This window comes from Streptomyces fradiae ATCC 10745 = DSM 40063 (genome assembly GCF_008704425.1).
In the GTDB taxonomy this organism is placed as follows: domain Bacteria; phylum Actinomycetota; class Actinomycetes; order Streptomycetales; family Streptomycetaceae; genus Streptomyces; species Streptomyces fradiae.
This window is the reverse complement of record NZ_CP023696.1, coordinates 3,766,678-3,783,048: the sequence shown is the minus strand read 5'-3', so window position 1 is coordinate 3,783,048 and position 16,371 is coordinate 3,766,678. Positions and strand designations below refer to the sequence as shown.

The following is a 16,371-nucleotide window of genomic DNA, read 5'->3' as shown; positions in this document are numbered from 1 at the left end:
GTCAGCCCCGGGCCTCTCGCAGGTCGAGTCCGATGTCGAGGATCGGCGACGAGTGGGTGAGGGCGCCGACCGCGAGGTAGTCCACGCCCGTCGCGGCGTAGGCGGCGGCGTTCTCCAGCGTGAGCCGGCCGGACGACTCCAGGACGGCGCGGCCCGCGACGAGCGTGACGGCCTCCTCGGTCTCGGCGGGCGTGAAGTTGTCCAGCAGGATCAGGTCGGCGCCCGCCTCCAGGACCTCGCGGACCTGGTGGAGGGTGTCGACCTCGACCTCGATCGGCACGTCGGGGAACTGCTCGCGCACGGCCTTGAACGCCTGCGCCACGCCGCCGGCCGCCACCACGTGGTTGTCCTTGACCAGCGCGGCGTCGGAGAGGGACATGCGGTGGTTGACGCCTCCGCCGCAGCGGACCGCGTACTTCTCCAGGGCGCGCAGGCCCGGCGTGGTCTTGCGGGTGTCGCGGACCTTCGCCTTGTGCCCCTCCAGGGCGTCCGCCCACGCGCGCGTGGCCGTGGCGATGCCGGAGAGGCGGCACATGATGTTGAGGGCGCTGCGCTCCCCCGTCAGCAGGTCGCGGGTGCGGGCCGTGACGGACAGCAGCTTCTGCCCCGCCTCGACGCGGTCGCCGTCCAGGACGTGCCGCTCCACCTCGAACTCCTCGGTGCACACGATCGACAGCACCGCCTCGGCGACGTGGATGCCGGCGACGGTGCCCGCCTCGCGCGCGGTGAAGTCGGCGGTGGCGACGGCGTCCTCGGGGACGGTCGCGACGGTGGTGACGTCCACGCCGCCGTCGAGGTCCTCCTCGATCGCGCGGTACGCGACGTCCTCGACCAGCACCGGGTCGAGGCCCAGCTGGGCGAGGAGCTCGGCGAGCGCCGGGTCGAGCCCGCACTCGTACACCTCGTCGCCCTCCGGGCCGGCTCCGCAGCCGCAGCCGTCGCCGCAGCCGCCGACCGCTTCCGCCGGGTCCTCGGCGGGCGCGGGGGCGCCGATCTGGATCAGGGGGACGTCCACGGGCTGCGGGCGTTCTTCGGGCGTGGTCATGCTTGCTGCTCCCTGCGGGCGGCGGCCTGTGCGGCGGGGTGGTGGGCGGGGTCTCGGGCCGGGTCTCGGGCCGGGTCTCGGGCCGGGTCTCGGGCCGGGTCTCGGGTGCCGGCGGCGGAGTGGCTCAGAGGCCGGTCGGTCGGGGGGAAGTCGTGGGTGGCGGTCGTACGGACGTCCAGGCTCCGGTCCGGACGGAGACGTACGACGAGGTGGCGGCGCCAGGCGGCGTCGTCCCGGTCGGGGCGGTCCTCGCGCCAGTGGCACCCGCGCGTCTCCTCGCGGTGGCGTGCGGCCGCGACCAGGACGCGGGCCACGCACAGGACGTTGGTGGTCTCCCAGGACTCGACGCCGGGCTCGGCCGTCTTGTGGCCGCTCCCCCCGGCCCCGCCGAGGGCGTCGCCGTGGATGGCGTCCAACTGCTCGGCCGCCTTCGCGAGGCTGTCGGCGGAGCGCAGGACGCCCGCGCCGTGGGTCATCACCCGCTGCACGCGCGGGCGTGCGGCCGGGTCGAGCAGCGGCAGGACACGGGGGGCGGGGTGCGGGACGGGGGTGGCCGTGCGGGGCTCCGGGCCGCCGGGGGCGGTGGTGGGACCGGGGCCGGCGGAGGCGGGGCCGTGCGGGTGAGGGCCCGCCGTGGCTGGGTCGGCCGTCTCCGGGTCGGCCGTCTCCGGGGCGGCCGTCTCCGGGGCGGCGAGGGTGGTGGCGAGGGTGGTGGCGATGTCGTCCGCGATGCGCTCGGCGAAGACCAGGCCCTCCAGGAGGGAGTTGGAGGCGAGCCGGTTCGCCCCGTGCACGCCGGTGCAGGCCACCTCCCCGCACGCGTAGAGGCCCGGCACGGTGGTGCGGCCGCGCAGGTCGGTGCGGACGCCGCCGGAGGCGTAATGGGCGGCGGGGGCGACCGGGATGGGCTCGGTCACCGGGTCGAAACCGTGGGTGCGGCACGCGGCGAGGATGGTCGGGAAGCGGGACTCCCACATCTCGGCGCCGAAGTGGCGGGCGTCGAGGTACATGTGGTCGGCGCCCTGCTCCCGCATGCGCCGCATGATGCCCTTGGCCACGATGTCGCGGGGCGCCAGCTCGGCCAGCTCGTGCTGTCCGACCATGAACCGGACGCCGTCCGCGTCGACCAGGTGGGCGCCCTCGCCCCGTACCGCCTCGGAGACCAGGGGCTGCTGGCCCTCCGCCTCGGGGCCCAGGAACAGGACGGTCGGGTGGAACTGCACGAACTCCAGGTCGCTCACCTCGGCCCCGGCGCGCAGGGCGAGGGCGACGCCGTCGCCGGTGGAGACGGCCGGGTTGGTGGTGGCCGAGAAGACCTGGCCCATGCCGCCCGTCGCGAGGACGACGGCCGGGGCGTGGACGGCGCCGACGCCGTCGTGCTGGCCCTCGCCCATCACGTGCAGGGTCACGCCGGCCGTGCGTCCGTCGGCGTCGGTGAGCAGGTCCAGGACGAGGGCGTTCTCGATGGTGCGGACGGCGCGCTCGCGGACCGCGTCGACCAGGGCGCGGGAGATCTCGGCACCCGTCGCGTCACCGCCCGCGTGGGCGATGCGGCGGCGGTGGTGGCCGCCCTCCCGGGTCAGCTCGATCGTGCCGGCCGCGTCCGTGTCGAACCGGGCGCCGGTGGCGATGAGGCGGCGTACCGCGTCGGGCCCCTCCGTGACGAGCACGCGGACCGCCTCCTCGTCGCACAGGCCGGCGCCCGCGACGAGGGTGTCCTCCATGTGCTGCTCGGGCGTGTCGCCCTCGCCGAGCGCGGCGGCGATCCCGCCCTGCGCCCAGCGGGTGGACCCGTCGTCGAGCCGGGCCTTGGTGACGACGACCGTACGGAGCCCGGCCGCCGTGCAGCGCAGGGCGGCGGTCAGGCCGGCGACGCCGGAGCCCACGACGACCACGTCGGCGTCGATGGCCCAGCCGGGCGCCGGGGCATGCAGTCGTATGCCGGTCATGCGGGGGCTCCGAAGGTGAGGGGCAGGTTGTCGATCAGCCGCGTGGTGCCGACGCGGGCCGCGACGAGCAGGACCGCTTCGCCCGTGTGGTCGTCGGGCACCTCGGTGAAGTCGGCCGGGTCCACCAGGGCGAGGTAGTCGAGGTGGAGGGGCGGTTTCGCCTCGGCGGCCTCGTCGAGGACGGCGCGGGCCGCCGCGCGGACGCCGTCGGCACCGCCGCCCTGGCCGTGCTGGGCCACCTGGGCGACGGCGTGGGCGTCCGCCGCCGCGCGGGACTCGCCGAGCCGGGACAGGGCCTCGGCGCGGCTCGGCGACGTCGGCAGGGTCTCGGCGCGTGCGCGAAGCGCCTGCTGGGCGGCGAGCCGGTCGCGCGCGGCGAACAGCGCGGCCGACAGGGCCAGCGCCGTGCGGCGCTCGCGGGGCGACAGATAGCGGTTGCGGCTGGAGAGGGCCAGGCCGTCGGGCTCCCGGACCGTGGGCACGCCGACGATCTCGGCGCGGAACGCCAGGTCGCGCACCATGCGCCGGATGAGGGCCAGCTGCTGGGCGTCCTTCTGCCCGAAGAACGCCACGTCGGGTCGGGTCAGGTGGAGCAGCTTGGCCACGACGGTGAGCATGCCGTCGAAGTGGCCGGGGCGGGAGGCGCCTTCGAGCCGCTCCCCCATCGGGCCGGCGGAGAGGCGGACCTGCGGCTCGCCACCCGGGTACATCTCCTCCACGGACGGCGCGAACACGGCGTCCGCTCCGGCCGCGCCCGCGACCCGCACGTCGGCCTCGAGGGTGCGGGGGTAGCGGTCGAGGTCCTCGCCCGCGCCGAACTGCAGCGGGTTGACGAAGACGGTCACGACGACGAACCCGTCCCGTCCGACCCGCCCGCGCGCGGCCCGCACGAGTGTGGCGTGCCCGTCGTGCAGGGCGCCCATGGTCATGACCACGGCCACCTGCGAGCCGGGGGCCGCCCCGCGGGCCTGGTCGACGAGCCGGTCGAGGTCCTCACGGGTGTGGACGAGCGTGACGCCGGGGTGGGCGCCCGAGGTGCCGCCGGACGTCCCTGGCGAGTGCGGCGTCGGGCTCATCGGCTGGTGTCCCCTTCCGGGCCTTCGGTGTCGTCGGTGCGTTCTTCTCCCGCGGGTCCCGCGGCGAGGACTCCGAGCAGGTCCTCCGCGAGTTCTGGCTTGAGCAGCCCGTGTGCGAGGGCCCGGTCCGCGGTCGAGCGGGCCATCGCCAGATAGCCGGCGACCGTCGCCGGGGCGTGTTTGCGCAGCTCCGCCACGTGCGCCGCGACCGTCCCGGCGTCCCCGCGGGCGACGGGGCCGGTCAGGGCGGCGTCACCGGAGCGGAGCGCGTTGTCCAGCGCGGCGCCGAGCAGCGGGCCGAGCATCCGGTCGGGCGAGCCGACGCCGGACCGGCGCAGCAGCTCCATCGACTGGGCCACCAGGGTGACGAGGTGGTTGGCGCCCAGGGCGAGGGCCGCGTGGTAGAGCGGGCGGGCCTCCTCGGCGATCCACTCGGGCTCGCCGCCCATCTCGATGACGAGCGCCTCGGCGGCCAGGCGCAGCTCCTCCGGCGCGGTCACCCCGAAGGAGCACCCGGCGAGGCGCTGCACGTCGACGCTCGTACCGGTGAAGGTCATGGCGGGGTGCAGGGCGAGCGGCAGCGCCCCGGCGCGGCGGGCGGGGTCCAGGACGGCGACGCCGTACCGGCCGGAGGTGTGGACGAGGAGCTGCCCGGGGCGGACGGCCCCGGTCTCGGCGAGACCCTGGACCAGGCCGGGCAGGGCATCGTCCGGGACGGTCAGCAGCACCAGCTCGGCGCGCTCCATGACCTGCGCGGGCGGGACGACGGGGACGCCGGGGAGCAGGTCGGCGGCGCGCCGCAGGGACGCGTCGGACACACCGGACACGGCGACCGGGCGGTGCCCGGCGAGCTGCAGGGACGCGGCGAGGGCGGGTCCGACCCGGCCGGCGCCGACGACGCCGACGGAGAGCCGGGCGGGGCGGGGTTCTGCTGGTGGGTTCACGTGGCGACGGCCTTCCGTTCCAGTCCTCGGCGGGTACCGGACGATTTCTCGTCATGCTACGCCAGCGTTTCGCCGCCGCCTCCGGGCCGTCCACAGGCCCCATAGGCCGGTCCGATAATCCCACGCGGCTGTGGACGGCGCCTGGGCATGATCGCCGCATGACTGATGCGATGGGTGACGAAAGCGAGCTCGCCGGACGCCGCGACGGGGCCGAGAAGAGCACGGAGGCCGGGCAGGGACGGCCGGAGGAGAACGAACGCGGGCGCGGGACGCGGGGAGAGGAGGCCGAAGGCAGGGGAGCAGACGGAGCCAGGCAGGCGGTCGAGGACGAGGGGGCGGACGGGTACGCGGAAGTGAACGCCGGCGGCGAGGTGCTCGAAGAACAGGAGGTGACCGACGGCAAGGAGGTGACCGACGGCACCGAGGCGGACGACGGCAAGGAGGCGGACTCAGGCGGGGTGGTCGAGGACGAGGGGGCGGAACGGCGGCGGCGGAACGCCGCGTGGCGGGCGGCCGGGAGGTCGCTGCACCGGACGTCGGCGGAGACGACACCGGCGCAGTGGCTCACGAGGCTCGCGGCCGAGGGGCCGTCGGTGTACGACCTGGACGAGGCCGTCGACCTCTACGGCAACGGCATCGTCGGGCATCTGGAGCGGCGGGTGGCGGAGCTGCTCGGCTTCCCGGAGGCGGTGTTCTTCCCGACGGGGACGATGGCGCAGCAGGTGGCCCTGCGGTGCTGGGCGGGGCGCACCGGCAGCCAGGTCGTCGCGCTGCATCCGCTGGCCCATCCGGAGGTGCACGAGCAGGGCGCGCTGGGGGCGCTGAGCGGGCTGCGGACGGTCCACCCGACACGGGCGGGCCGGCTGCCGACGGCCGAGGAGGTACGGGCGGTGGGGGAGCCGTTCGGGACGCTGATGCTGGAGTTGCCGCTGCGCGACGCGGGGTTCGTGCTGCCCGCCTGGGAGGAGCTGGAGGAGGTGGTGGAGGCGGCCCGTGAGAGGGACGCGGTGGTGCACTTCGACGGGGCCCGCCTGTGGGAGACGACGGCCCACTTCGGACGGGACCTGCCGGAGATCGCCGGCCTGGCGGACAGCGTGTACGTGTCGTTCTACAAGTCGCTGAACGGCATGTCGGGGGCGGCGCTGGTGGGGCCGGAGTCGTTCGCGGACGAGGCACGGGTGTGGCGCCACCGATACGGGGGCGGCGTCTTCCAGCAGCATCCGGCGGCGCTCGCGGCGCTGCTGGGCCTGGAGCAGGAACTGCCGAGGCTGCCGTCCTACGTGGCGCAGGCGCGGGTCGTGGCGGATGCGCTCCGTGCCGGGTTCGAGGCGGCGGGCGTGCCGTGGTTCCGGGTGCACCCCGAGGTGCCGCACACCCACGAGTTCCAGGTGTGGCTGCCGTACCCGCCCGAGGCGCTGACGGAGGCTGCGGTCCGGCAGGCGGAGGAGGCGGGGACGGCTCTCTTCCAGAGCTGGTACGCGGGGAGCGCGGGTGGCCCGCCCGGCGTCGCGGTGACCGAGGTGGGGGTCACGGCGCCGGGGCTCGAGTGGACGGCGGACGACGTGAGGGAGGCGGTGGCGGAGTTCATGGAGTCGGTGCGGCAGGTGTTGCGGGAGGAGGTGAGGGAGACGCGGTAGGACTGATCGGAGGCTGATCCGGAAGGCGGTCGGTGCGACCTCAAGGGGTGGCGGAGGCCGGGACGGGTCTGGGCGTTCGGGAGGGGGAGGAGGCTCGGTGGAAGAGGGCCCGTAGGGGTGTGGTGCCCGGCGGGGGCGGAAGGGGGCGGCCGTGGACGGTGGCACGGTAGGAGTCGAGGAGGTGCTGCTGGGTCGCGTTCACGGGACCAGGCTGCGGCGGTCAAGGCGGGGGAGGCCCATCGATTGACCAGGGTCGTCAAGCGAGCGTCCGCTCCATCCGGCACGGCGCACCATAGGGGGCGTGAGCGTGACGATAGACATCACCGGCCTGCCGCCCGAGCGGATCGACTTCGCGGTCTCGCCCCTCGCCGAGCTCGGCGTGGCCCTGCACGCGCTGGACGAGCCGGCGCACCATCCGGGGCTGCACGGATGGGCGACGGCGACGGCGGCGGGACTCAAGCCGGACCTGGCCGACCGGCTCCACGAGGCGAACTTCCTGTGGACGGCGACGATGTCGGACGTCTTCCACCCGTACGCGGGGCTGCCGGGCGGGGGGCGGCCGGGGACGACGCTCGCGGAGGAGCTGGATCTGCTGGACCGGTTGGACGAGGAGCGGTTCGTCCGGGCGGCGCTGGAGTTCAACTGCTCCTCCTCCATGGAGGAGGAGCCGGTGCGGCCGGCCCGTGTGCTGGAACTGGCCGCGAACCGGGGGCCCCGGCAGCTGGAGTTCGCCCGCCGGCTGCTCGACGACCCGAGTGGGGTCAGGGCGTGGCTGCGGCGCCTGTTCGAGGAATGCGAAGAGGCGTTCTTCGCCGACACGTGGCGGCGCGTCGGGCCCGGCCTGGTCGCCGACGCACGCGAGAAGGGCGAGCTGCTGCGCCACAGGGGGGTGACCGAGGCCGTACGGGCGGTGTCGCCCGCCGTCGCGGTCGAGGAGGACGGGCCGCGGCGGCTCATCCAGGTGGACAAGATGACCCACGCCCGGACGACGGCGACGGACCCGGCGGTGGGAGCCGGCATGACGTTCCTGCCGACCAGCTTCGGCTGGCCGCACCTGGTGGTGCTGCACGCGCCGCGCTGGCGCCCGGTGGTGCAGTACCCGGTCGGTGCGCCGTCCGTGGCGGGCCCCGCCTCGGTGCAGCTGCTGCAGCGACGCATGGAGGCCCTGGCCCACCCGCTGCGGATGCGGCTGTGCCGGCAGCTCGCGCGCGGTGCGTACACCACGAGCGAGCTGGCCGACACGTACGGGATCACGCCGCCGGAGGTGTCGCGCCACCTGTCGGTGCTGAAGAAGGCCGAGCTGGTGACGGTCCGCCGCCGCGGCCGCTACGTCCTGCACCAGCTCGACGTGGCGGCGGTGGCGCGGATCGGCGGCGACTTCCTGGAGACGGTGCTGCGCTAGGCGTCTCCGCGCGGGCCGCGCCTCCTCAGCCGAGGCGGATGTGGCGCAGCCCGACCACGGCGCGGTGGAGGCGGTGCCGGAGCGGGCCGTACGTGTCGGGCAGCGGGCGCAGCCCGGCGTGGGCGGCCACGGCGTCGGCCACCTGCGGGACGGTCATCCGGTCGGTGTGGAGGTGGTGGGCGAACTCGGGACGGGAGAGCCGTTCCAGACAGTGGTCCAGCCGGGCGACGGCGAAGCTCTCCCTCTTCAGGCCGCGCCCCAGTCCGCGCTCGGCCAGCCGCCGCAGGACGGTGTCGCGGCCCGCGAGCAGCGCGAAGTGGTGCACCTCGTGGCCGTCGTCGCGCAGGCGGCCGACGATCTCGGCGAAGTAGCCGGGGTCGACGAGGGTCATCGGGGCGATGACCGGCCCGGTGCCGTGTCGGCGCAGGACGAGGTCGAGCACCTCGTGGACGCCCTGCCGCCAGGACCGCAGGTCCTGGAAGTCGGCACGCAGCGGGGGCGGGGTCATGCGGTGCAGACCGAAGCCGACCTCCTCCGGGTCGCACACGACGCTGCCGGGCAGGCGCCGGTGGAGCTCGTGGGCGGTCTGCGTCTTGCCCCCGCCGAAGGGGCCGTTCAGCCACAGCAGCATCAGGACAGGCTCCCCCCGCCGGCGCGGACCAGGCCGGTCTCGTAGGCGAGGACGACGACCTGGACGCGGTCGCGGAGCTCCAGTTTGGTGAGGATGCGGCCCACGTGGGTCTTCACGGTCGCCTCGGAGAGGACGAGGCGGGCGGCGATCTCGCCGTTCGACAGCCCCTGGGCGACGAGGAGCATGACCTCCCGCTCCCGGTCGGTGAGGCGGGAGACCGCCTTGTGCTCGGACTGCCTGCCGCCGCCACTGGGCAGCATCGGCGAGAACCGGTCCAGCAGGCGGCGCGTCGTGGAGGGCGCCACCACCGCGTCGCCGCTGTGGACGGCGCGGATCGCGGCGAGCAGCTCGCCGGGCGGCACGTCCTTGAGCATGAAGCCGCTGGCGCCCGCCTTCAGCCCCGAGAAGGCGTACTCGTCCAGGTCGAAGGTGGTGAGGATGAGGACGCGGGGCGCGCCCGGCTCGGCGCAGATGCGCCGGGTGGCCTCCACCCCGTCGAGCTTCGGCATGCGGACGTCCATGAGCACCACGTCGACCGGCGTGGTCTTGAGCGCCTGGAGCGCCTCCACCCCGTCGCCGGCCTCCGCCACCACCTCCATGTCCGGCTGGGCGGCGAGCACCATGCGGAAGCCGGTGCGCAGCAGCACCTGATCGTCGACGAGCATCAGCCGGATGGTCATGTCTGGGGTCCTGTTCCTAGCGGGGCCAAGGCGGGCGAGGTGGGGCGGGACGGAGTGGGACGGGGTGGGGCCGGGGGACGGGGTGGGGCGGGGCGGGGCGGTGGGGCTAGCGGGCGGGTTGCAGGGGGAGGAGGGCGCTGATCCGGAAGCCGCCGCCCGGGCGCGGGCCGGCGTCCAGGGTGCCGCCGACCATGCCGACCCGCTCGCGCATGCCGATCAGGCCGTGACCCCTGCCGTCGGCGCCGCCGTCGACGTACATCTCCTGCGCGGCGCCCCGGCCGTCGTCCTCGACCAGCAGGCCGAGTCCGTCGTCGAAGTACGTCAGCCGCACCTTGGCCCCGGCGTCGGGGCCGCCGTGCTTGCGGGTGTTGGTCAGCGCCTCCTGCACGATGCGGTACGCGGTGAGCTCGACCCCGCTGGGCAGCCGGCGCGGGGTGCCCTCCACGGTGAACTCGACGGGCAGGCCGGCCGTGCGGACCTGCTCCACGAGGTCCTCGATCTGCTGCACGTCGGGCTGTGGCACGTACTCCCCCGCCTCCTCCGGCTCGCCGGTGCGCAGGATGCCGAGCAGCCTCCGCATCTCCGCGAGGGCCTGCCGCCCGGTGGAGGAGATGGTCTCCAGCGCCTGCCGCGCCTGCTCGGGCGAGCTGTCCAGGACGTACGCGGCGCCGTCCGCCTGGACGACCATGACGGACACGTTGTGGGCGACCACGTCGTGCAGCTCCCGCGCGATACGGGCCCGCTCGGCGGCCACCGCCACCTTCGCCTGCGCCTCCCGCTCCCGCTCCAGCCGGTCGGTGCGCTCCTCCAGCTGGGCCAGGTACGCCCGGCGGGTGCGCATCGAGTCACCGAGCACCCAGGCCAGCACGAACGGCACCGACATCACGACCGTGAAGAACACCTGGCCCGGCGTGGAGACCCCCTCCAGCGGCCACCGCAGCTGCGAGATCGTCGCCGCGCACGCCCCGCCGACCAGCGCGAGCCGCGACGCCCAGCGCGGCCCGTCGTGGGCGGCGACCGTGTAGATGATCACCAGCATCGCGAAGTCGGCCGGGTTGGGCTGCAGCCCCACCACGAGCTGGGCGCAGCCGAGGGCCACCGCCAGCAGCAGCATCACCTCGGGCACGCGCCGCCGCAACGCCACGACCAGCCCGAACAGCAGGACGATGACGACGGCGACCCCCCGGTGCGGCCCGTCCTCCGGGACCGTGCCCACCCACAGGGCGGAGAACCCGGAGAGCATCACCGCCCAGAAGCTGTCGACGCCCGTCGGGTGTCTGCGGAGGAAGTCGTAGAGGCGCTGCACGTAGCAAGCGTAGGGAAATCCGATAGGTGCACGGGTCAACCAGGAGAGCGATACCTCTCCGGCTGGCCTACTCCGCAGGGTGGACCCGCGCGGCGGCACCGGGAGGGACACTGGGCCCGTGGCGGATGAGACGGCGGAGACGGGCGGAGCGGACGCGTCCGGCAAGCGGGGCACGGGCCCGGACCAGGGCCCGGACCGAGGGCGGAACCAGGGCCGGGGACCGTGCCCGGAGGCGGGCCCGACGCGGGGGCGGGCCCGGGTCCGGGGCGGCGGGCCGGGGCCGTGGCGGGGCTGGCGGGCGGCTGCCGAGGAGGCGCTGTACGGGCCGGGCGGCTTCTACCTGCGCCCCGAGGGCCCCGCCGGCCACTTCCGCACCTCCGTCCACGCTTCGCGTCTGTACGCCGGTGCCGTCGCCCGGCTCCTGGTCCGGGTCGCCGGCGAGCTGCGGGCCGCCGGGGACCTGGACGAGGTGGTGTTCGTCGACATGGGCGCGGGGCGCGGCGAGCTGGTGACCGGCGTGCTGGCCGCCCTCGACGCGTCGGCCGCGCCCGGTGCGGGGGGCGGCGCCACGGGCACCGGGGTCCCGGCGGGCGGTCCGGGCACCACACACGGGCCGGGCGGCGCCGGGCCGGGCGCCGGGCCGGGCGGCGCCCGGCCGGAGCCCGGCAGGCTTCCGGAAGGCGTGCGCCTGCGGGCGTACGCCGTGGAGCGCGCGCCCCGGCCCGCGGGCCTCGACCCGCGCGTCGAGTGGGTCGCCGAGCCGCCCGCCGGGGTGCGCGGCCTGCTGTTCGCCAACGAGTGGCTGGACAACGTCCCCGTCGAGGTCGCCCAGGTGGACGACGACGGCACGCCCCGGTACGTGGAGGTCCGCCGGGACGGCGCCGAACGGCTCGGCCCACCGGTCCGCGGGGCGGACGCCGGGTGGCTCGACCGCTGGTGGCCGCTGCGCGGGCCGGGCGCCCGCGCCGAGATCGGCCGCCCCCGCGACGAGGCGTGGGCGGCGGCGGCCGGCACCGTGGCGGCCGGGCTGGCGGTCGCGGTCGACTACGCGCACACGGCGGGCGCACGGCCCCCCTACGGCACGCTCACCGGCTTCCGGGACGGCCGGGAGGTCCCGCCCGTCCCGGACGGCACCCGCGACCTCACCTCCCACGTGGCGCTGGACGCGTGCGCCGCCGCCGCGTCCGGCCCGGCCGAGCTGCTGTCGCAGCGGGACGCCCTGCGGCGGCTCGGCGTGTCCGGGCAGCGCCCGCCGCTCGCGCTGGCCTCCTCCGATCCGGCCGCCTACGTACGGGCCCTCGCCGGCGCCGGGGAGGCCGCCGAGCTGACCGCGCGGGGCGGCCTGGGCGACTTCACCTGGCTGCTCCAGGGGCGGCCCGCCGGGGGATACTGAGCGGCATGACGGAGACCACCCAGCCCAGGGAGACCACGGTCGGCATCGGCGGTGCCGCGGAGAGCACCGACATGGTGCTGAACATCGGCCCCCAGCACCCCTCGACGCACGGTGTGCTCCGCCTCCGCCTGGTCCTCGACGGCGAGGTGATCCGCCACGCCGAGCCGGTGATCGGCTACATGCACCGCGGCGCCGAGAAGCTGTTCGAGGCACGCGACTACCGGCAGATCATCATGCTGGCCAACCGCCACGACTGGCTGTCGGCGTTCTCCAACGAGCTGGGCGTCGTCCTCGCCGTCGAGCGGATGCTCGGCATGGAGGTCCCGGAGCGTGCCGTGTGGACGCGGACCCTCCTCGCGGAGCTGAACCGGGTCCTCAACCACCTGATGTTCCTCGGCTCGTACCCGCTGGAGCTGGGCGGCATCACGCCGATCTTCCACGCCTTCCGGGAGCGCGAGGACCTCCAGCACATCCTGGAGGAGGTCTCCGGCGGCCGCATCCACTACATGTTCAACCGGGTCGGCGGGCTGAAGGAGGACCTCCCGGCGGGCTGGCTGGGCAGGACCCGCGAGACCGTCGCCGCCGTCCGCTCCCGGATGGACGTGTACGACCGGCTGGTCCTCGGCAACGAGATCTTCCGCGGCCGGACCCGCGGCGTCGGCGTGCTGAGCCCCGAGGCGGCGCACGCGTACGGGGTGAGCGGCCCCATCGCCCGGGCCTCCGGCGTCGACTTCGACCTGCGCCGCGACGAGCCGTACCTCGCCTACGGAGAGCTCCAGGACACCCTGAAGGTCGTCACCCGGCGGGAGGGCGACTGCCTCGCGCGGTTCGAGTGCCTGCTGGAGCAGACGCACAACGCGCTCGACCTCGCCGACGCGTGCCTGGACCGGATCGCCGAGCTGCCCCCCGGCCCGGTCAACCAGCGGCTGCCGAAGGTCCTCAAGGCCCCGGAGGGCCACACGTACGCGTGGACGGAGAACCCGCTCGGCGTCAACGGCTACTACCTGGTGTCCAAGGGCGACAAGACCCCGTACCGGCTGAAGCTGCGCTCCGCCTCCTACAACAACATCCAGGTGCTGTCGGAGCTGCTGCCCGGGACGCTGGTCTCGGACATGGTGGCGATCCTCGGCTCGTTCTTCTTCGTCGTCGGCGACATCGACAAGTAGCCGCGGTACGGCGGACGCCCGGCGGCCCGGGGCAGGCGTCCCCGTGCGGGGCGCCCCCTGACGCGCGGAAGGCGGCCGGGGACCACATGTCCCCGGCCGCCTCCGGTCTCCAGCGCGAGCTGGGTGTGCTCCAGCGGCGTGCCGTACGCGCGCCGCCCCGCCGTGCCTACGAGCCGACCGCGTCGCGCAGCCCGGCCACGTCGAGCTGCTCGGTCTCGTCGTGCGCGGTGAGGTCGATGACCTCGCCGACCGCCCGCCCCGCCGCCTCCCGGCCGGCCGGGCCGGCCTCGGCGAGGGCCTCCTCGCCGACGACGTCCGCCAGGTCCTCGTCCTGGACGGCCGCCTCGATCGCGGCGGGCTTCTTCTTGTCACCGCCCGGCGTGTCACCGCCCGGCGCGGGGGCCGCCTTCCGCGTGCCGAAGAAGTCGAAGCTGCCCGAGGGGCGCGGGACGGGGCGGCGCCGGGCGGCGTACGGGACGATGGTGGCCGCCGCCGGGACGGGGCGCATCGCGAGGGCGGACGTGCCGGTCGCCCCGGCGGTGGGACCGGTGGGCCCGGTGGGCCCGGCGGTACCGGACACCGGGCCGGTGAGGCCGGGTGCCGCGCCGGCGGAGGACCCGGCCGTGCCGGCGGGCGAACCGGCCGGACCGATCGCCCCGGCAGGAGCACCCGGCACCCCGGCCACGGGACCGGCCGGGCGATCGGCGGGTCGATCGGCGGGACGACCGGCCGACGGCTCGGCGGAGCGGCGGGCCTTCTGCTCCGCGGCGTTGCGCGCGAGGCTGTCGAGGGCCCGCGCCGCGCGCAGGTAGTCCTCCTTGGCCGGCGCGGCGGACGTGACCGCGGGCGCCCCGCCGGACGCCGGAGCGCCGCCCGCCGGAGCGCCGGCCGTACCGCCCGTGCCGCGAGCCCCCGGGGCGGTGGCGCCCAGCGCCAGCCGGCGGCGGCCCTCCAGCGCGCTGGCGCGCTGGGTCTCGGCGGTGGCGTACCGGCGCAGCAGCTCCGCGTGCTCGTTGCGCAGCCCCGCGAGCTCGACCCGCTTGGCGCGCAGCTTCGCGTCCAGCTTGGCACGCAGCTCGCGGGCCTCCTCGAGGTCGGCCTCCAGATCGGCTATGCGCTCCTCGGTCTTCCACTGGTCGCCGGCCCTGGCGCGGGTCAGCTCGGCGACCCGCCGGCCGGCCGCGCGGTCCCAGGAGCGCATGAGGACCGCTCCCGTGACCGCGGCGGCCGCCGCCGCGGCGACGAGCAGACGCAGCCCCAGCGGATCGGCGAGGAGCCAGGCGCCCGCCGCGCACAGGACGGACGCGCCGGCCACCGCGGAGGGCGGGAGCAGCCGGTGCAGGGGTGGGGAATGGCGGTGGCGTCCACGTGGCATGGCCTGAAATTTACCGTGCGTACGGGAAGTTCGGGACGGGGGCCCGGCATTGTTCCGTGCGCGCGGCGAACCGGCACGGTGACTCCACTTCCCGTACGGGCGGCCGTTACCCACCGACCAGTCCCTTCTCCTCCAGGTAAGCCTTCGCCACGTCGGCGGGCTTTGCGCGCTCGGCGTCGACCTTCCGGTTCAGCTCGACCAGATCCGCCGTCGACAACGACTTGGTGATCTTGTTGAGGGCGTCCGCGACGCCGGGTGAACCGGCGTCCCGCGCATTGACGACGGGCAGGACGTTGTCGGCGTTCTGGAGTTTCCTGTCGTCCTCCAGCAGCACCAGTCCGAAGGCGTCGAGCGTGGCGTCGGTCGTCGTGGTCAGCACCAGCTGCGCGGCGCCGTCCTTCACGGCCTGCTTGGCCTGGGGCGTGCCCACGCCCTTGGGGTCGACGCCCGCCACGTCGATTCCGTAGACGGACTTCAGACCGGGCGCGCAGAACGGCCGGACGGTGCACTCGTCGCCCGCCGCGATCTTCACCTTGATCTTCGAACGGCCGAGATCGGAAAGGGACTTCAGCTGGTGTTCGGCGGCGAATTCCCTGGTCACCGCGAAAGCGTTCTGGTCGACCGCGTCACCCGCCGGAAGGACCTTCAGCCCGCGCGGCGCGGCGAGCTTCTCCAGGGCGGCCACGGTGGCCGTCACATCGCTCGACGCGACGGGCTTCTCCTGGGCCGCCTTCGGGCCGTTCGCCTTCGCGTTGAGGAATTCCGCAAGCGTAGCCGCGTATTCCGGTACGACGTCGATCTCGCCGCTCTCCAGGGAGGGTGCGTACAGCTCGCGGTTCTCCACGGTCCTGATGGACGTGCGGTATCCCGCGTCCGCCAGGACGCCCGCGTACAGCTCGGCGAGCACCCGCGACTCGGTGAAGCCGGCCGAGCCGACGACGACCGCGCCCTTGCCCCCGGTCCCGGAGGGGTCGCCGGTCGACCCGCCGCGCTCCTCCAGGCTGCCTCCGCACCCGGTGAGCCCCGCGGTCAGGGCGAGGACGCCCAGAGCCGCGACGGCCAGGCGGTTGTTCGCGCTTCTCACGATTCAGGTCTCCGTCCGTTCGGTCCATGGCCCGCGAGCACCCTGCCCGCCGCCGCCAGCACGCCCTCGACCAGCAGGGCCAGGGCGCCCACGAGCAGCGCCCCCGCGAACACCTGCGCCGTGTCGTACGTGTGGAAACCAGCCGTGATGATCCGGCCCAGGCCGCCCTCGCCGGCCATCGCGGCGAGGGTGGCCGTGGCGATCACCTGGACGGCCGCCAGCCGCAGGCCCGTCATCACCATCGGCGCCGCCAGGGGCAGTTCGACCGTACGGAAGAGCTGCCCGCCGGACATCCCCATGCCGCGCGCGGCCTCCACCACCGTCCGATCCACCTCGCGCATGCCCAGGTACGTGTTGGTGAGCAGCGGCGGCACGGCGAACAGCACCAGCGCGACGACCGCCGGCACGCCCCCGTACCGGCCCAGCGGCGTGAGCGTCAGCAGCACCAGCACCGCCAGCGTGGGCACCGCGCGGCCGACGTTCGACACGTTCACCGCCAGGGCGCCGCCCCGGCCGACGTGCCCCAGCCAGAACGCGAGCGGCAGCGCGATCAGGCAGGCCACCAGCAGGGAGATCCCGCTGAACCACAGGTGCTCCCCCAGCCGGTGCCACACGCCGGCCTCGCCGCGCCAGTTGGCGCCGGTCGACAGCCACGCCCAGGCGTCGCCCACCACACCCATCGC

Annotated in this window: 14 protein-coding genes; 4 read left to right on the top strand and 10 right to left on the bottom strand. The window is 75.3% G+C overall.

Translation table 11 applies throughout. From position 1 onward, the window contains the following. Position 1 precedes the first annotated feature (1 nt). Genes nadC through CP974_RS16880 form a run of 4 tightly spaced genes read right to left on the bottom strand, consistent with a single transcriptional unit; the run spans position 2 to position 5,014 of the window. On the bottom strand, positions 2-1,045 hold the full coding sequence (gene nadC, locus CP974_RS16895; RefSeq protein WP_031133528.1) for a carboxylating nicotinate-nucleotide diphosphorylase: 1,044 nt from the start codon (positions 1,043-1,045) through the stop codon (positions 2-4). After that, the gene (locus CP974_RS16890; RefSeq protein ID WP_223844573.1) at positions 1,042-2,994 is read right to left on the bottom strand and encodes an L-aspartate oxidase; all 1,953 of its coding nucleotides are present in this window, start codon (positions 2,992-2,994) and stop codon (positions 1,042-1,044) included. The genes nadC and CP974_RS16890 overlap by 4 nt, the downstream gene beginning before the upstream one ends. Beyond that, positions 2,991-4,070 (bottom strand): pantoate--beta-alanine ligase, encoded by a 1,080-nt coding sequence (panC, locus tag CP974_RS16885; protein WP_031133532.1) that lies wholly within the window; start codon positions 4,068-4,070, stop codon positions 2,991-2,993. The genes CP974_RS16890 and panC overlap by 4 nt, the downstream gene beginning before the upstream one ends. Further along, the gene (locus tag CP974_RS16880) at positions 4,067-5,014 is read right to left on the bottom strand and encodes a Rossmann-like and DUF2520 domain-containing protein (protein WP_031133534.1); all 948 of its coding nucleotides are present in this window, start codon (positions 5,012-5,014) and stop codon (positions 4,067-4,069) included. Before CP974_RS16880 ends, panC begins: the two co-directional genes overlap by 4 nt. A gap of 407 nt (positions 5,015-5,421) precedes the next feature. Here CP974_RS16880 and CP974_RS16875 point away from each other — a divergent pair, with 407 nt between their 5' ends. After that, a complete protein-coding gene (locus CP974_RS16875; protein ID WP_085921335.1) occupies positions 5,422-6,651 on the top strand; it encodes a threonine aldolase family protein in 1,230 nt (409 codons plus the stop codon). A gap of 307 nt (positions 6,652-6,958) precedes the next feature. Further along, positions 6,959-8,053 carry a DUF5937 family protein gene (locus tag CP974_RS16870; protein ID WP_031133538.1) on the top strand — a complete coding sequence of 365 codons (1,095 nt, stop codon included), beginning with the start codon at positions 6,959-6,961 and terminating at the stop codon, positions 8,051-8,053. 25 nt (positions 8,054-8,078) lie between these two features. Here the strand turns inward: CP974_RS16870 and CP974_RS16865 are convergent, their stop codons facing one another. The 3 genes from CP974_RS16865 to CP974_RS16855 all read right to left on the bottom strand — a co-directional run bounded on the left by CP974_RS16865 (position 8,079) and on the right by CP974_RS16855 (position 10,670). After that, positions 8,079-8,684: an AAA family ATPase gene (locus CP974_RS16865; protein WP_031133540.1), complete on the bottom strand. Its 606-nt coding sequence runs from the start codon at positions 8,682-8,684 to the stop codon at positions 8,079-8,081. After that, positions 8,684-9,364: a response regulator transcription factor gene (locus tag CP974_RS16860; RefSeq protein WP_031133542.1), complete on the bottom strand. Its 681-nt coding sequence runs from the start codon at positions 9,362-9,364 to the stop codon at positions 8,684-8,686. The genes CP974_RS16865 and CP974_RS16860 overlap by 1 nt, the downstream gene beginning before the upstream one ends. A 106-nt stretch (positions 9,365-9,470) precedes the next feature. Continuing rightward, the gene (locus tag CP974_RS16855) at positions 9,471-10,670 is read right to left on the bottom strand and encodes a sensor histidine kinase (protein ID WP_031133447.1); all 1,200 of its coding nucleotides are present in this window, start codon (positions 10,668-10,670) and stop codon (positions 9,471-9,473) included. A gap of 316 nt (positions 10,671-10,986) precedes the next feature. Between CP974_RS16855 and CP974_RS16850 the strand changes: the two genes are divergently transcribed. Together CP974_RS16850 and CP974_RS16845 are read left to right on the top strand one after the other, a co-directional pair. Continuing rightward, the gene (locus CP974_RS16850; protein ID WP_051839659.1) at positions 10,987-12,063 is read left to right on the top strand and encodes an SAM-dependent methyltransferase; all 1,077 of its coding nucleotides are present in this window, start codon (positions 10,987-10,989) and stop codon (positions 12,061-12,063) included. A gap of 5 nt (positions 12,064-12,068) precedes the next feature. Beyond that, complete coding sequence (locus CP974_RS16845) at positions 12,069-13,229, top strand: NADH-quinone oxidoreductase subunit D (RefSeq protein WP_031133451.1); 1,161 nt, start codon at positions 12,069-12,071, stop codon at positions 13,227-13,229. 166 nt (positions 13,230-13,395) lie between these two features. Here CP974_RS16845 and CP974_RS16840 read toward each other — a convergent pair whose 3' ends face one another. The 3 genes from CP974_RS16840 to CP974_RS16830 form a co-directional block, all read right to left on the bottom strand. Further along, complete coding sequence (locus tag CP974_RS16840) at positions 13,396-14,604, bottom strand: coiled-coil domain-containing protein (RefSeq protein WP_031133453.1); 1,209 nt, start codon at positions 14,602-14,604, stop codon at positions 13,396-13,398. 106 nt (positions 14,605-14,710) lie between these two features. Then, positions 14,711-15,688, bottom strand: a complete 978-nt coding sequence (locus tag CP974_RS16835) for an ABC transporter substrate-binding protein (RefSeq protein WP_031133455.1) — start codon at positions 15,686-15,688, stop codon at positions 14,711-14,713. Further along, positions 15,685-16,368, bottom strand: a complete 684-nt coding sequence (locus tag CP974_RS16830) for an ABC transporter permease (protein ID WP_031133457.1) — start codon at positions 16,366-16,368, stop codon at positions 15,685-15,687. The genes CP974_RS16835 and CP974_RS16830 overlap by 4 nt, the downstream gene beginning before the upstream one ends. Positions 16,369-16,371: the final 3 nt, after the last annotated feature.

Bases quoted from the DNA above. Each gene is read 5' to 3' on its own strand.
- nadC (WP_031133528.1), bottom strand. From the start codon at position 1,045: ATGACCACGCCCGAAGAACGCCCGCAGCCCGTGGACGTCCCCCTGATC.
- CP974_RS16890 (WP_223844573.1), bottom strand. From the start codon at position 2,994: ATGACCGGCATACGACTGCATGCCCCGGCGCCCGGCTGGGCCATCGAC.
- panC (WP_031133532.1), bottom strand. From the start codon at position 4,070: ATGAGCCCGACGCCGCACTCGCCAGGGACGTCCGGCGGCACCTCGGGC.
- CP974_RS16865 (WP_031133540.1), bottom strand. From the start codon at position 8,684: ATGCTGCTGTGGCTGAACGGCCCCTTCGGCGGGGGCAAGACGCAGACC.
- CP974_RS16860 (WP_031133542.1), bottom strand. From the start codon at position 9,364: ATGACCATCCGGCTGATGCTCGTCGACGATCAGGTGCTGCTGCGCACC.
- CP974_RS16845 (WP_031133451.1), top strand. From the start codon at position 12,069: ATGACGGAGACCACCCAGCCCAGGGAGACCACGGTCGGCATCGGCGGT.
- CP974_RS16840 (WP_031133453.1), bottom strand. From the start codon at position 14,604: ATGCCACGTGGACGCCACCGCCATTCCCCACCCCTGCACCGGCTGCTC.
- CP974_RS16830 (WP_031133457.1), bottom strand. From the start codon at position 16,368: ATGGGTGTGGTGGGCGACGCCTGGGCGTGGCTGTCGACCGGCGCCAAC.